Consider the following 14620-nt stretch of genomic DNA (forward strand, 5'->3'; position numbering starts at 1 on the left):
CCCGGTACGGAGGTTGCAAAAAGCCCGCATCAGCCGATGCGGGCTTTTTCATTGCTGGTAATTTCATTTCCAACCGCGGCCAATAGCACCCCAACCGGTGAAAATTACGCTCACTATGCTGTCGTCCTTGTCGAGAATCAGCAGGTAAGGGCTCTGCCCGGTATAACCAATGACTCCCGGCCGAATCTCGCTGACTTCACCTCCACCCGCATTTTTGCAGATCTCGTCGGCTAACTCCTTGCTGAATGTCTTGCCAATGTAGGGAGCAAAGACGGGTTGCATTTTTTCGTAGTCTTTCGCGTTCATGACTATATCGGTGCCTCCTGGCATCAGGTTAGGGTGCGTGCAAGGTTGTTACATTGGCAGCTTCTACCTGCAGACGCATCAGTGTGTAGTAGATGGATATCGCATGTTTAAAGCCCCAGGCAGTGTCCGCGCTTGTCGCTAAGGTCTGACTCAAGGGTTTACAATCGACTGTCCTGAAACAGGAGTAACGCTGTGCTGACCCATCTCGATTCCCAAGGTCGCGCCAACATGGTCGACGTCACTGATAAAGCCGTGACGTCGCGTGAGGCGGTGGCCGAAGCGCGGGTGCGCATGCTCCCGCAAACCCTGCAGATGATCGTCGAAGGCGAACACCCCAAGGGTGACGTGTTTGCCGTGGCGCGCATTGCCGGTATCCAGGCGGCGAAGAAGACCAGTGACCTGATTCCGTTGTGCCACCCGTTGCTGCTGACCAGCGTCAAGGTCGAGCTCAGCGCCGAAGGCAACGACACTGTCTATATCGTCGCCCGTTGCAAGCTGGCCGGGCAGACCGGGGTAGAAATGGAAGCGCTGACCGCTGCCAGCGTCGCGGCCCTGACCATCTATGACATGTGCAAGGCGGTCGACCGCGGCATGATCATCGACGGCGTGCGTGTACTGGAAAAACTCGGCGGCAAGAGCGGCCATTACCAGGCGGATGAAGTGAAATGAGCATCAAGGTGATGTATTTCGCCCGTTATCGGGAAGTTCTGGGGGTTGATGCCGAGAAGCTCGAGGGTTCGTTCGCTACCCTGGATGACGTACGCAAGGCGCTGGTTGCAAAAGGTGACAAGCATGATGTGCTGCGCGAACAGAACCTGATGTGCGCGCGCAATGAAGAGCTGTGCAAGCTGGACGAGCCGCTTGAAGACGGTGACGAAGTGGCGTTCTTTCCGCCCGTGACTGGAGGCTGAGCATGAGCGTTCGAGTCCAGAGCGAGCCCTTTGACCCGGGGGCTGAAGTCAATGCGATGCACGCGGCCAACGTCGGTGTCGGGGCGGTGGTCGGTTTTGTCGGCTACGTGCGCGACTTCAATGATGGCCAGGACGTGGCGGGGATGTTCCTCGAGCATTATCCGGGCATGACCGAAAAGGCCCTGGCCAAGATCGTGGTTGAAGCCCAGCAGCGCTGGCCGCTGCTCAAGGTCGAGGTGCTGCACCGCATCGGCGGCCTGGAGCCCGGTGAACCGATCGTTTTTGTCGGTGTTGCCAGTGCCCATCGTCAGGTCGCATTCGATGCCTGCAATTTCATCATGGACTACCTGAAAACCCGCGCGCCGTTCTGGAAGAAGGAACAGACCGGCGACGGCCCGCGCTGGGTCGAGGGCAAGCAGAGTGATGAAGAGGCAGCAGGGCGCTGGTAAATCTGATCGCGGGGCAAGCCCGCTCCTACAGGGATCAAGGTAGGAGCGGGCTTGCCCCGCGATGCTTTTGCTTGTTGAATTTTCATACCAAAAAGTCCAGTATGGAATTATAAGTACAAAATAATTCCAGGCCGACCCGCGCCTGCCCCTTTCCCTCTGTCTGGCACCACACCTCCAACAACGAGCGAGAGAGCCCCGTCATGAACAAGTTCACCCTGATCAGCGGCCTGGCCCTGAGCCTGATGGCCAGCAGCAGTCTGTTTGCCGCCGAGAAGACATTGCGCATTGGCATCGAAGCCGCGTACCCGCCGTTCGCATTCAAGACCCCTGACGGCAATATCAGCGGCTTCGACTACGACATCGGCAATGCCCTGTGCGCGCAGATGCAGGTCAAATGCCAGTGGACCGAGCAGGAGTATGACGGCTTGATCCCGTCGCTGAAGGTCAAGAAGATCGATGCGGCGCTGTCGTCGATCACCATCACCGAAGAGCGCAAGCGCTCGGTGGACTTCACCCACAAGTACTACTTCACCTCCGCGCGCCTGGCGATGAAGGAAGGCAGCCAGGTCGACGACCAGTTCGCCAGCCTCAAGGGCAAGCGCATCGGTGTGCAGCGGGCAACTACCACTGACCGTTACGTCACCGAGGTGCTGGCCCCCAAGGGTATCGAGGTGGTGCGCTACACCAGTAACGAAGAGATCTTCATGGACCTGGTTTCCGGGCGTCTGGACGGCGTTTTCGCCGACACCATTCCGCTGGAGCAGGGTTTTCTGAATACCGAGAAGGGCAAAGGCTACGCTTTCGTCGGCCCAGAGCTGAAAGACCCGAGCTATGTGGGTGAAGGCGCGGGTATCGCGGTGCGCAAGGGCAACACACAACTGGTGACCGAGCTGAACCAGGCCATCGACGCCATTCGCGCCAACGGCGAATACCAGAAGATCCAGGCCAAGTACTTCAAGTCTGATATCTACGGCGACTGATCGCCGCTTTACTCAAGGCCTGAGCGTGATCAGGCCTTGAGTTCCTTCAGGTGCTTGTACACCGTCGCCCGTCCCATCCCCAGCACATTGGCCACATAGTTGGCGGCACTCTTGCCCTTGAACGCGCCCTCGGCGTGCAGGGCCAGTACCAGTTCGCGCTTATGGTCGCGGCTGAGCAGGTTGAGGCTCAGTTGACGTTGGCGCAGCCAGCTGTTGAGGAAGGTGTTGATGCGCTCCTGCCAGTCATCGCGAAACAGCGCATCGGGCTGCGGGATCAGCTTGCTCGGCGACAAGAACAGGTCGAGCGCCGCCTTGGCGTTTTCGAACAGGGAAATATTCAGGTTGATGCACAGCACCGCCAGCGGCTTGCCGGCCGGGTCGCGCAGCACGGTGCTCAGCGAGCGGATCTTCTGACCGTCCCAGTTGAGCTTTTCGTACGGTCCGATGTTGGTCTCGTCAGTACCTTCCTCGAACATGTCCTCCAGCGCCGCATCATCGCCAATCTCGCGCTTGGACAGGTTGTTGGCAATGTAGTCGATCTTCTGGCTGCGCAAATCGTGCAGCACCACTTCGGCGTGGGGGAAGAACAGGGTGGCGATGGCGTCGGCGATGGCCCGGTAGTTGTGCAGGACGGGATCGGCTTGGGGTGTGGGCATTCGGACGGGCTCCAGGCGGTGTCAGCGCCCTTGCGACAGGGCGCTGGGAGTGTGCCGCAATCGCGGCCGGGCGTCACCCTTGCAGGCGGTGCGGCGACAGCATCGCAGCGTTGAGGCCAAAGCCCTTGAGGGTGTCAGGCAAGTCTTCACCGCGCACCAGGGCGGCGCTGGCCTGGCCCATGGCCGGCGAGGTCTGGATACCATAGCCGCCTTGCGCGGCCACCCAGAACAGCCCGGGCACCTGCGGATCGAAGCCGGCCACCAGGTCGCCGTCAGCGACGAAGCTGCGCAAGCCGGCCCAGGTACGGGTCGGGCGACGAATGCTCAGGGTGGTGGCTTCTTCGATCTGGTAGATGCCCATGGCGATGTCCAGCTCTTCGGCCTGCACGTCGTGGGGCTCGACCGGGTCGGCATTGGCCGGTGAGCCGAGCAGCATGCCGGCGTCAGGCTTCATGTAGAACGACTCATCGAGGCTGACCAGCATCGGCCAGGCATGGCTGTCGATGCCTTCGGGGCCGGCGAAGATGAACGCGGCGCGTCGCTTTGGCTGCAGGCCCAGGGGTTGGGCGCCGGCCAGTTCGCCGACTTTGTCGGCCCAGGCCCCGGCGGCGTTGATCAGTACCGGGGCGCTGAAGGTGCCGCGGCTGGTCTGCACGTGCCAGAGGCCGTCGGCGTCGCGGCTCAGGTGTTGTACTTCGCAGTCGCTGTGCACTTCACCCTGCTGGCGACGAATGCCGCGCAGGTAACCCTGGTGCAGGGCGTCGGTGTCGATGTCGCTGGCACTCGGGTCGTACAGGGCGCCATGCACCTTGTCGCGGCGCAGCACCGGCAGGCGCGTACAGGCTTGCTCGGCGCTGAGCAGCTCGACCTCTGGCACGCAGGCCTTGGCGCTCTGGTACTGACGCTGCAGCTCTTCAGGGTCGCCATTGAGATCGACGGTCATTTCCCCGCGCGGGCTGAGCAGCGGGTGCTCGGTAAAACCCGCTGGCGGCTGGTCGAAAAACGCCCGGCTGGCCAGGGTCAGTGCGCGCACTTGCGGGGTGCCATAGGCGGCGGTGTACAGCGCTGCCGAGCGGCCGGTGGAGTGGTAGCCCGGCTGCGACTCGCGCTCAAGCAGCAGTACCCGGCCGTGGCCGGCCAGCCAGAAACCGGTGGAGGCACCGGCAATACCGGCGCCGATGATGATGAAATCAGCCTGTTGCATGAAGGTTTCCTCAGTCGGCGCGTTGCAGGCGGTACAGGGCGTTGGCCAGGGCGATGTCTTCCAGGCCCAGGCCGATGGAGCGGAAAAAAGCGTGGCGCTGGTAGCCCGGCTTGTGCGCCGCACCACTGATCAATTGCGCCAGATCGCCGACGATCGCATCGGCTTGCCAGCCATGTTGTTCGGCGGCGATGCGCATCTCGCCGGCGCTGCCCGGGGTGGTTACGCGGTAGTCGCAGTAAACGTCCATCTCGCTTAAGGTCGCTGGCGGCACTTCGTGGGCACGCACCGCATTGGTGCTGATGGAGGTGATCAGCGCGGGCTTGCTCAATTGGCGCGGGTCGAGCACCGGCGTGGCGCAGGAGGTGCAGAGCATGATCACGTCGGCATCCAGCACCGCCTGCTCCAGGCTTTCGCTGAGCACCAGGCGCGGGTCGAGATTACTCAGGGCCTGACGCTGTTCGGTCGATTGCCGGCCCAGGCTTGGCGAGTACAGGCGGATGTCCTGCCATGGACGCAGGCTGCGGGCGTAATGCAGGTGGGCGCGGGCAATCGGGCCGCTGCCGATGATGGTCAGGCGCCGGGCCTCGCTGGCTGCCAGGGCATCGACGGCAACGGCGGTAGTGGCGGCGGTGCGCGCGGTGGTCAGTTCACCGGCATCGCACAGCAGCAGCGGCTGGCCGCTGTCCATGGACATCAGCAGGGTCCAGGCGGTGACCAGCGGTCCCTGCTCGCGGACGATATAGGGCGAGGTCTTGACCCCGTACACGCGCTGTTCGGCCAGCACGCCACCGTAGTTGATGAAGTCGCCTTTGCCGGCCGGGAATTCCACCAGTTGCTGGGGCGGTTGCACCGCTTGCCCGGCCGCCAGGTCACGGAACAGGTTGCGCAGGATCTGCGGAACATCCACCTGGGCGAGCAGTTGGCGAGCGTGCTGTTGATCGATGACGAGAGGCGCAGACATGCGAAGCTCCAAATGAACTATTTTGTCTATTATGGACTTTTAGTTTATTTGGGCAATATGCCGAGGTGTAAAAAGCATCGCGGGGCAAGCCCGCTCCTACAGGGTGGTGTAGGAGCGGGCTTGCCCCGCGATTGGTGTTACTGCACTCAGTGATGCTTGCGCGGTACCGGCTTGAGCAACTCGGTCGGTGGCATCTCGCAGCTGATCTTGCGCCCCAGCAGTTCTTCGATGGCTGGCAGCTGGTAGGAGTCATCCTCACCGGCGAAGCTGATCGACACGCCGCTGGTGCCGGCACGACCGGTACGACCAATGCGGTGCACGTAGTCGTCCGGGTCTTCCGGCAGGGTGAAGTTGATCACGTGGCTGATGCCGTCGATGTGGATACCGCGGCCAGCCACGTCAGTGGCGACCAGCACGGTGATGCGCCCTTCGCGAAAACTCTCGAGGGTCTTGATCCGCTTGTGCTGCGGCACGTCGCCCGACAGCTGGGCGGCGTTGACGCCATCGCGCACCAGGCGCTCTTCGATGCGTCGTACTTCGTCCTTGCGGTTGGCAAAGACCATCACCCGTTCCCACTTGTTCTCGGTCACCAGGTTGTACAGCAGCTTGTACTTGTCGCTGCCGGCCACGGCATAGACGTGCTGCTCGACGGTCTCGCTGGCGACGTTCTCGGGCTCGATCTCGACGATGGCAGGGTCGGTGGTCCACTGCTTGGCCAGGTTCATCACGTCTTCGGTGAAGGTTGCCGAGAACAGCAGGGTCTGGCGCTCGCTCTTGGGCGGGGTCTGGCGGATGATCTGCCGCACCTGGGGGATGAAGCCCATGTCGAGCATGCGGTCGGCTTCGTCCAGCACCAGCACCTCGACCATGTCCAGGTGTGCTTCACCGCGCTGGTTGAAGTCCAGCAGGCGGCCCGGGGTGGCGACCAGGATGTCGCAGTGGCGGGCTTCGAGGGCCTTGAGCTGCTTGTCGAAGTCCATGCCGCCGACGAACGTCATGACGTTGAGGCCGGTGTACTTGGTCAGCGCCGCGGCGTCCTTGGCGATCTGCACCACCAGCTCGCGGGTCGGGGCGATGATCAGCGCCCGTGGCTCGCCCATGTAGCGCTCTTTCGGCGGCGGGGTCTGCTGCAACTGGGTGATGATCGAAATCAGGAAGGCTGCGGTCTTGCCGGTACCGGTCTGGGCCCGGCCAATGGCGTCTTTGCCACGCAGGGTGTAGCCCAGCACCTGGGCCTGGATTGGCGTGCAGTACGGGAACCCTAGGTCGTGGATCGCATGCATCAGCTCGGGTGAGAGCTTGAAGTCATGAAAGCGGGTCTTGCCTTCCTGCGGCTCGACGGCGAAGTCTTCGAGCTTCCAGGTGGAGGCGGCGGGCTTTGGCTTGCGCTCACGGCGCGGCTTGGCCTCGGCCGGTTTTTCGGCGCGTGCCGGGGCAGGGTCCACGGCTTCGGTCTTGAGCGGTGCCGACGGGGCAGGGGCCTGGGGTACTGCGGGCGGCTGCTTCACGGGGGCAGCGGTTTCGGTGGCGAGTTGCTCAACCTCGCTCTTGCCGAACATCTTCTTGAGTGCTTTGAGCACGGTCATCTCATCAATTGGTTAAGGAATGTACGCCGGGCAGTGTAATGCAAGAATCGGGCGCGGCGTAGTGGATTGCACTGACAACTACAGGGAACGCTTCTTTTAGCGCAGGCGCTCGGCCAGCCAGTCGGCGATATCGCGAATTTCTTCCTGCAGCACTTCGTGCTTCATCGGGTACTCGGCCCACTTGGCGCTGACGCCCCAGTTCTTCAGGTGCTCGTAGGCGCTGCGCCCCATGGCCGGTAGCACAACCGGGTCGTACACACCGTGCAGGCACAGGGCCGGGGTGCGTTGCTGGCAGGCGCTCAGTTCGCGTGCCTCGGTGAAAGTCGGGGCATAGGTCGAAAGCGCCAGTACGCCGCCCAGGGCTTCTTGCCACTTTATATAGGCAGTGTGCAGCACCACGGCGCCGCCCTGGGAAAAGCCGGCGAGGATGATCCGCGACAGGGCCACACCCTTGGCCTGCTCGGCCTTGATCAGTTCGATCACCTGTTCCGCCGATTCGTGCAACTGGTCTTCATCGATGGCACGCGCCGGGCTCATGGCCTTGATGTCGTACCAGCTGGGCATTGCATAGCCGCCGTTGATGGTCACCGGACGGGTGGGTGCCTGGGGCATGACGAAGCGGGTGGTCAGCAGAACTTCCTGCAGGGCCTCAGCCACCGGCATGAAGTCGTAACGATCGGCCCCCAGGCCGTGCAACCAGATCACACAGGCGTCTGCGGTTTTTTGTGGTTCGAGAATCAGCGGGTGGGTCATGACTGCTCCGAAAGTGTGCGCGGGCTCTTGTTTGCGTGCATGAAATGAAGGCGCGTCGGGTAAATCCGGGAAAAACCTGTCGCAAGGTTGCAAGTTTTCCTATTGACGTTAACTGAAACGCTTTAGCCCTTCAGTGTGGTACGCGCTTTGCTATGAAACTCCAGATGCGAGGTTACACGTTTTGGACGGTAACACCCGTTAGCGGTCCCCAAGGCTGTCACAGAACAGCGCATTGCGCCAATTGACCCAAAAACAAGCCAACACGGGTCGGATGCGCCTCATAAGGGTGCGGTGCAATCCCGGCTCACACAACAAGAGCAAAACTGGAGGTTTGAATGAAGATGTTGAAATCCACACTGGCAGTGGTTACCGCTGCTACCGCGTTGGGTATCAGCGGTTTCGCACAGGCAGGTGCGACCCTGGACGCAGTACAGAAGAAGGGATTCGTTCAATGTGGCGTCAGTGACGGCTTGCCGGGCTTCTCGGTACCGGATGCCAAGGGCAACATCGTCGGTATCGACGCCGACGTCTGCCGCGCGGTCGCCGCTGCGGTGTTCGGCGACGCCAAGAAGGTCAAGTTCAGCCAGCTCAACGCCAAGGAGCGCTTCACCGCGCTGCAATCGGGCGAAGTCGACGTGCTGTCGCGCAATACCACCTGGACCAGCTCGCGCGACGCCGGCATGGGCCTGGTGTTCGCCGGTGTTACCTACTACGACGGCATCGGTTTTCTGGTCAACAAGAAGCTCGGCGTTTCCAGCGCCAAGGAACTGGACGGTGCAACCATCTGCATCCAGGCCGGTACCACCACCGAACTCAACGTCTCCGACTACTTTCGCGCCAACGGCCTGAAATACACCCCGATCACCTTCGACACCTCCGACGAGAGCGCCAAATCGCTGGAATCCGGCCGTTGCGACGTGCTCACCTCGGACAAATCGCAGCTCTACGCACAACGCTCCAAGCTGGCCGCCCCGGCCGATTACGTGGTGCTGCCCGAGACCATCTCCAAGGAGCCGCTGGGCCCGGTGGTGCGCAAAGGCGATGAAGAGTGGTTCAGCATCGTCAAGTGGACCCTGTTCGCCATGCTCAACGCCGAAGAGATGGGCATCAGCTCGAAAAACGTCGAAGCCGAAGCCAAGGCCACCAAGAACCCTGACGTGGCCCGCATGCTCGGCGCCGACGGCGAGTACGGCAAAGACCTGAAACTGCCGAAGGACTGGGTAGTGCAGATCGTCAAGCAGGTCGGCAACTACGGCGAAGTCTTCGAGAAAAACCTGGGCAAGGAAACCCCACTGCAAATCGACCGCGGTCTGAACGCCCTGTGGAACAACGGCGGCATCCAGTACGCGCCACCGGTGCGCTGACGGTTGCGGCCTGCGGCGGCATCCGGCCGCCGCAGGCTGTTCGGTTCCCTTCCTTGCGGGGCATTACATGCAAAATAATATCGGCGCACCCAAGGGACTATCCCTGAGCGATCCACGTGTGCGTGCGTGGCTGTTCCAGATTATCACCGTGGTCGCGGTGGTCGGTCTGGGCTGGTACCTGTTTCACAATACCCAGACCAACCTGCAACACCGCGGGATCACTTCGGGCTTCGACTTTCTCGAACGCAGTGCCGGTTTCGGCATCGCCCAGCACCTGATCCCCTATACCGAACAGGACAGTTATGCGCGGGTGTTCGTTATCGGCCTGCTCAACACCCTGCTGGTAACCTTCATCGGCATCATTCTCGCGACCCTGCTGGGCTTCATCATCGGTGTGGCACGACTGTCACCGAACTGGATGATCAGCAAGCTGGCCACTGTGTATGTCGAGACTTTCCGTAACATCCCACCGCTGCTGCAGATCCTGTTCTGGTACTTCGCGGTGTTCCTGACCCTGCCGGGACCGCGGGGTAGCATCAATCTCAACGACACCTTCTTCATCAGCAACCGGGGCCTGAACATGCCCGGTGCTGCCATGGCCGATGGATTCTGGCCATTCGTCGTCGCCGTCGCACTGGCAATCCTTGCCATTGTGGTAATGGTGCGCCTGGCCAACCGGCGCTTTGAGGCCACCGGCGAGCCGTTCCACAAATTCTGGGTCGGCCTGTTCCTGTTCTTCGGCATTCCGGCGTTGTGCGTGCTGCTGTTCGGCGCGCCGGTGCACTGGGAGATGCCGCAGCTCAAGGGCTTCAACTTCGTCGGCGGCTGGGTATTGATCCCGGAACTGCTGGCGCTGACCCTGGCACTGACCATCTATACCGCAGCGTTCATCGCCGAAATCGTGCGTTCCGGCATCCGTTCGGTGAGCTACGGCCAGACCGAGGCGGCTCGCTCCCTGGGCCTGCGCGAAGGGCCGACGCTGCGCAAGGTGATCATTCCCCAGGCGCTGCGGGTGATCATCCCGCCGCTGACCAGCCAGTACCTGAACCTGGCGAAGAACTCTTCGCTGGCGGCCGGTATCGGCTACCCGGAAATGGTCTCGCTGTTCGCCGGTACCGTGCTTAACCAGACCGGCCAGGCCATCGAGGTGATCGCCATCACCATGAGCGTCTATCTGGCCATCAGCATCAGCATTTCCCTGCTGATGAACTGGTACAACAAGCGCATTGCGCTGATCGAGCGGTGAGGACAAGCGCATGAGTACCCATGTTTTCAAACCTGATATGCCGCCACCGGTCAAAGCCGTCGGCGTAATGGCCTGGATGCGCGCCAACCTGTTCTCCAGCTGGCTCAACACCCTGCTGACGCTGTTTGCCGTGTACCTGGTGTGGCTGATCGTGCCGCCGCTGCTGCAGTGGTCGATCTTCGACGCCAACTGGGTGGGCACCACCCGCGCCGACTGCACCAAGGAGGGCGCCTGCTGGGTGTTCATCCAGCAGCGCTTCGGCCAGTTCATGTACGGTTACTACCCGAGCGAGCTGCGCTGGCGTGTCGATTTGACCGTCTGGCTGGCGGTCATCGGCGCCGCGCCGTTGTTCATCTCGCGCTTCCCGCGCAAGGCGGTTTACGGCCTGGGCTTTCTGGTGCTGTACCCGATCATCGCCTACACCCTGCTGCACGGCGGCTACCTGGGCCTGGCCACGGTACCGACCAACCAGTGGGGCGGGCTGATGCTGACCCTGGTGATCGCCACCGTGGGCATCGTCGGGGCCTTGCCGCTGGGCATCCTGCTGGCGCTGGGGCGGCGTTCGAACATGCCGGCGGTGAAGGTGGTCTGCGTGACCTTCATCGAGTTCTGGCGCGGCGTGCCGCTGATTACCGTGCTGTTCATGTCCTCGGTGATGCTGCCGTTGTTCCTGCCTGAGGGCATGAGCTTCGACAAGCTGCTGCGGGCCATGATCGGGGTGATCCTGTTCCAGTCGGCGTACATCGCCGAAGTGGTACGTGGCGGCCTGCAGGCTATTCCCAAGGGCCAGTACGAAGCCGCTGCGGCGATGGGCCTGGGCTACTGGCGCTCGATGGGCCTGGTGATTCTGCCGCAAGCCCTGAAGCTGGTAATCCCCGGCATCGTCAACACCTTCATTGCCCTGTTCAAGGACACCAGCCTTGTAATCATCATCGGCCTCTTCGACCTGCTCAACAGCGTCAAGCAGGCAGCTGCCGACCCGACCTGGCTGGGCATGGCGACCGAGGGCTATGTATTTGCCGCCCTGGTTTTCTGGATTTTCTGTTTCGGTATGTCCCGCTACTCCATGCATCTGGAGCGCAAGCTGGACACAGGCCACAAGCGTTAGGAGTGTTCCCATGAGTGAAGCGATCAAACAGCCTGTGAGCCCTGAAGGCATTATTCAGATGCAGGGCGTGAACAAGTGGTACGGCCAGTTCCACGTGCTCAAGGACATCAACCTGAACGTGCGCCAGGGCGAGCGTATCGTGCTGTGCGGGCCGTCGGGCTCGGGCAAGTCGACCACCATCCGCTGCCTCAACCGTCTTGAGGAGCACCAGCAAGGGCGCATCGTCGTCGATGGCGTGGAGCTGACCAACGACCTCAAGCAGATCGAAGCGATCCGCCGCGAAGTCGGCATGGTGTTCCAGCACTTCAACCTGTTCCCGCACCTGACCATCCTGCAGAACTGCACCCTGGCGCCGATGTGGGTGCGCAAGATGCCCAAGCGCAAGGCCGAGGAAATTGCCATGCACTATCTGGAGCGGGTGCGAATTCCGGAGCAGGCCAACAAGTTTCCCGGGCAGCTATCGGGTGGCCAGCAACAACGGGTAGCGATTGCCCGGGCGCTGTGCATGAAGCCGAAGATCATGCTGTTCGACGAACCGACCTCGGCGCTCGACCCTGAGATGGTCAAGGAAGTGCTCGATACCATGGTTGGCCTTGCCGAAGACGGCATGACCATGCTCTGCGTGACCCACGAAATGGGCTTTGCCCGCACCGTGGCGAACCGGGTGATCTTCATGGATAAAGGCGAGATTGTAGAGCAGGCGGCGCCGGACGACTTCTTCGACCGGCCGCAGAATGAGCGGACCAAGCTGTTCTTGAGCCAGATTCTGCACTGACCCCATCGCGGGGCAAGCCCGCTCCCACAGGTAAACCACAAAACCTGTGGGAGCGGGCTTGCCCCGCGATGCTGTTAACCCATCAGTTTTCTTCTTTGGTTGCCGGTGCCGGCGGTGGACGCAAGCCGATTTCAGCAGTCAGCTTCAATTCCTTGCCGTTACGCATCACCTGAATCGCCACCTTGTCATTGGGCTTGATCCGCGCCACCTGGTTCATCGAGCGGCGGCCATCGCCGGCCGGTTCGCCGTTGATGCTGAGGATCACGTCACCCAGCTCCAGGCCGGCCTTCTGTGCCGGGCCATCACGGAAAATCCCTGCCACGACAATGCCCGGGCGTCCCTGCATGCCGAACGACTCGGCCAGTTCCTGGCTCAGCGGCTGCACCTCGATCCCCAGCCAGCCCCGAATCACCTGGCCGTGCTCGATGATCGACTTCATCACCTCCAGAGCCAGCTTGGTCGGGATGGCAAAGCCGATGCCTTGCGAGCCGCCGGACTTGGAGAAGATCGCCGTGTTGATGCCGGTGAGGTTGCCGTTGGCGTCGACCAGCGCGCCACCGGAGTTGCCCGGGTTGATTGCGGCGTCGGTCTGGATGAAGTCTTCGTAGTTGTTCAGGCCCAGCTGGTTGCGGCCGGTGGCGCTGATGATGCCCATGGTCACGGTCTGGCCGACACCGAAGGGGTTGCCGATGGCCAGGGCGACGTCGCCGATATGGATGTTGTCGGAGCGGCCGATGGTGATCGACGGCAGGTTCTTCAGGTCGATCTTCAGCACCGCGAGGTCGGTTTCCGGGTCGCTGCCGATCACCCGTGCCAGGGTTTCGCGGCCGTCCTTGAGCGCCACCACGATCTGGTCGGCACCGGAGGTCACGTGGTTGTTGGTCAGCAGGTAGCCTTCCGGGCTCATGATCACTGCCGACCCCAGGCTCGACTCCCAGCGGCGCTGCTTGGGCAGGTTGTCGCCAAAGAAGCGGCGGAACTGCGGGTCTTCGAACAGCGGGTGGGCGGTCTTGTTGACCACCTTGGTGGTGTACAGGTTGGCCACCGCGGGGGCGGCGATGCTCACGGCGTCGGCGTAGGACACCGGCCCCTGCATGATCCGCGTGGTTTGCGGGGCTTGCTGCAGGTTGACGTCCTGGCTGGGCAGGCCGACCCACTGCGGAAAGCGCTGGATGACCAACAGGGCGATCAGCACGCCGACCAGCAGCGGCCAGCCAAAGTAACGCAAAGCCTTGAACATTGAACGAATCCTGGGAGTTGGCAGAGGGCCGATGACAGCTGGGAGCGTAAACGCGCGCGATCATACTGCGCTGCGGCTTGTGCAGGAACTGTTAAATCGTCACGAAAACCAACAATGCCAGCCCCCAGGCAACTGCCGTCGGTTTCCCCAAACCCGGCGACGGCCCATAATGCCGCTCATTATACGGGGCCTTGGGCCGCGCTGAACTGCGAAATTGAGGAGTCTTTCCATGGCTGTTGCCTTGAGTACCCTGGTCGAGGAAGCCGAACGCTACCTCGGTAGCGCCAAAATCCAGGACTACTGCCCCAACGGCCTGCAGGTCGAGGGCCGCCCGCAAGTGACCCGCATCGTCAGTGGCGTGACCGCAAGCCAGGCGTTGCTCGACGCTGCAGTCGAAGCCGACGCCGACCTGGTACTGGTGCACCACGGCTATTTCTGGAAGGGCGAGAATCCGTGCATCACCGGCATGAAGCAGCGCCGGCTGAAAACCCTGCTGAAAAACGACCTGAGCCTGTTGTCCTACCACCTGCCGCTGGACCTGCACGCGGAAGTGGGCAACAACGTGCAGCTGGCGCGCCAGCTCGACATCACTGTCGAAGGCCCGCTGGACCCGCAGAACCCGCGCATTGTCGGATTGGTCGGCTCGCTCGCCGAACCCATGTCGGCGCGCGATTTTGCCCGCAAGGTGCAGGAGGTGATGGGCCGTGAGCCGCTGTTGATCGAAGGCGAGCAGATCATCCGCCGGGTCGGCTGGTGTACCGGCGGCGGCCAGGGCTATATCGACCAGGCGATTGCTGCCGGTGTCGACCTGTACCTGAGCGGCGAAGCCTCCGAGCAGACCTTCCACAGCGCCCGCGAGAACGGCATCAGCTTCATCGCCGCCGGCCACCACGCCACCGAGCGTTACGGCGTGCAGGCGCTGGGCGATTACCTGGCCCGACGGTTTGCCCTGGAACACCTGTTCATCGACTGCCCGAACCCTATATAAAGCTAAAACGGCAGGGCATATTCTTATACTGTTTCGTTCTAGTTGGCTGCCTAAATAGAATCGGGCGCTGTGATAAAGTGGCCCGCTCGAACA

Annotated in this window: 16 protein-coding genes; 9 read left to right on the top strand and 7 right to left on the bottom strand. The window is 62.0% G+C overall.

The window, feature by feature from the left end:
- Nucleotides 1-63: 63 nt before the first annotated feature.
- Nucleotides 64-306 (bottom strand): hypothetical protein, encoded by a 243-nt coding sequence (locus JYG36_RS05350; RefSeq protein WP_213603311.1) that lies wholly within the window; start codon nucleotides 304-306, stop codon nucleotides 64-66.
- 192 nt (nucleotides 307-498) lie between these two features.
- On the opposite strand from JYG36_RS05350, the gene moaC reads away from it, so the two are divergent.
- The 4 genes from moaC to aotJ all read left to right on the top strand — a co-directional run bounded on the left by moaC (nucleotide 499) and on the right by aotJ (nucleotide 2646).
- Complete coding sequence (gene moaC, locus JYG36_RS05355; protein ID WP_010220726.1) at nucleotides 499-975, top strand: cyclic pyranopterin monophosphate synthase MoaC; 477 nt, start codon at nucleotides 499-501, stop codon at nucleotides 973-975.
- Nucleotides 972-1217 carry a molybdopterin converting factor subunit 1 gene (moaD, locus tag JYG36_RS05360; protein WP_213603313.1) on the top strand — a complete coding sequence of 82 codons (246 nt, stop codon included), beginning with the start codon at nucleotides 972-974 and terminating at the stop codon, nucleotides 1215-1217. Before moaC ends, moaD begins: the two co-directional genes overlap by 4 nt.
- Nucleotides 1218-1219: 2 nt before the next feature.
- The gene (gene moaE, locus JYG36_RS05365) at nucleotides 1220-1666 is read left to right on the top strand and encodes a molybdopterin synthase catalytic subunit MoaE (protein WP_213603315.1); all 447 of its coding nucleotides are present in this window, start codon (nucleotides 1220-1222) and stop codon (nucleotides 1664-1666) included.
- 200 nt (nucleotides 1667-1866) lie between these two features.
- Nucleotides 1867-2646: an L-arginine-binding protein AotJ gene (aotJ, locus tag JYG36_RS05370; protein WP_213603317.1), complete on the top strand. Its 780-nt coding sequence runs from the start codon at nucleotides 1867-1869 to the stop codon at nucleotides 2644-2646.
- A 29-nt stretch (nucleotides 2647-2675) separates the two neighbouring features.
- On the opposite strand, the gene JYG36_RS05375 is transcribed toward aotJ, so the two are convergent.
- The 5 genes from JYG36_RS05375 to JYG36_RS05395 all read right to left on the bottom strand — a co-directional run bounded on the left by JYG36_RS05375 (nucleotide 2676) and on the right by JYG36_RS05395 (nucleotide 7806).
- The gene (locus tag JYG36_RS05375; RefSeq protein WP_045197259.1) at nucleotides 2676-3302 is read right to left on the bottom strand and encodes a helix-turn-helix transcriptional regulator; all 627 of its coding nucleotides are present in this window, start codon (nucleotides 3300-3302) and stop codon (nucleotides 2676-2678) included.
- Nucleotides 3303-3375: 73 nt separating this feature from the next.
- Complete coding sequence (locus tag JYG36_RS05380; protein WP_213603319.1) at nucleotides 3376-4506, bottom strand: NAD(P)/FAD-dependent oxidoreductase; 1131 nt, start codon at nucleotides 4504-4506, stop codon at nucleotides 3376-3378.
- Between the two features lie 10 nt (nucleotides 4507-4516).
- On the bottom strand, nucleotides 4517-5467 hold the full coding sequence (locus JYG36_RS05385; protein ID WP_045197264.1) for an ornithine cyclodeaminase family protein: 951 nt from the start codon (nucleotides 5465-5467) through the stop codon (nucleotides 4517-4519).
- A gap of 146 nt (nucleotides 5468-5613) precedes the next feature.
- Nucleotides 5614-7047 carry an ATP-dependent RNA helicase RhlB gene (gene rhlB, locus JYG36_RS05390; RefSeq protein WP_401289051.1) on the bottom strand — a complete coding sequence of 478 codons (1434 nt, stop codon included), beginning with the start codon at nucleotides 7045-7047 and terminating at the stop codon, nucleotides 5614-5616.
- 102 nt (nucleotides 7048-7149) lie between these two features.
- On the bottom strand, nucleotides 7150-7806 hold the full coding sequence (locus tag JYG36_RS05395) for an alpha/beta hydrolase (protein ID WP_213603323.1): 657 nt from the start codon (nucleotides 7804-7806) through the stop codon (nucleotides 7150-7152).
- 335 nt (nucleotides 7807-8141) lie between these two features.
- Here JYG36_RS05395 and JYG36_RS05400 point away from each other — a divergent pair, with 335 nt between their 5' ends.
- From JYG36_RS05400 to JYG36_RS05415, 4 genes are all read left to right on the top strand, one after another.
- Complete coding sequence (locus JYG36_RS05400) at nucleotides 8142-9170, top strand: amino acid ABC transporter substrate-binding protein (protein ID WP_038998832.1); 1029 nt, start codon at nucleotides 8142-8144, stop codon at nucleotides 9168-9170.
- A gap of 67 nt (nucleotides 9171-9237) precedes the next feature.
- Nucleotides 9238-10416, top strand: a complete 1179-nt coding sequence (locus JYG36_RS05405; RefSeq protein WP_045197267.1) for an amino acid ABC transporter permease — start codon at nucleotides 9238-9240, stop codon at nucleotides 10414-10416.
- 10 nt (nucleotides 10417-10426) lie between these two features.
- Entirely contained in the window at nucleotides 10427-11524 is a 1098-nt protein-coding gene (locus JYG36_RS05410; RefSeq protein ID WP_045197269.1) for an amino acid ABC transporter permease, read from the top strand.
- A 10-nt stretch (nucleotides 11525-11534) separates the two neighbouring features.
- Nucleotides 11535-12299 (top strand): amino acid ABC transporter ATP-binding protein, encoded by a 765-nt coding sequence (locus tag JYG36_RS05415; protein ID WP_010220739.1) that lies wholly within the window; start codon nucleotides 11535-11537, stop codon nucleotides 12297-12299.
- A gap of 82 nt (nucleotides 12300-12381) precedes the next feature.
- Here the strand turns inward: JYG36_RS05415 and algW are convergent, their stop codons facing one another.
- A complete protein-coding gene (gene algW / locus JYG36_RS05420; protein ID WP_213603325.1) occupies nucleotides 12382-13539 on the bottom strand; it encodes a Do family serine endopeptidase AlgW in 1158 nt (385 codons plus the stop codon).
- Nucleotides 13540-13768: 229 nt separating this feature from the next.
- Between algW and JYG36_RS05425 the strand changes: the two genes are divergently transcribed.
- Nucleotides 13769-14527 (top strand): Nif3-like dinuclear metal center hexameric protein, encoded by a 759-nt coding sequence (locus JYG36_RS05425; RefSeq protein WP_093379772.1) that lies wholly within the window; start codon nucleotides 13769-13771, stop codon nucleotides 14525-14527.
- The last annotated feature ends 93 nt before the right edge of the window (nucleotides 14528-14620 follow it).

This window comes from Pseudomonas sp. SORT22 (assembly GCF_018417635.1).
Lineage (GTDB): Bacteria > Pseudomonadota > Gammaproteobacteria > Pseudomonadales > Pseudomonadaceae > Aquipseudomonas.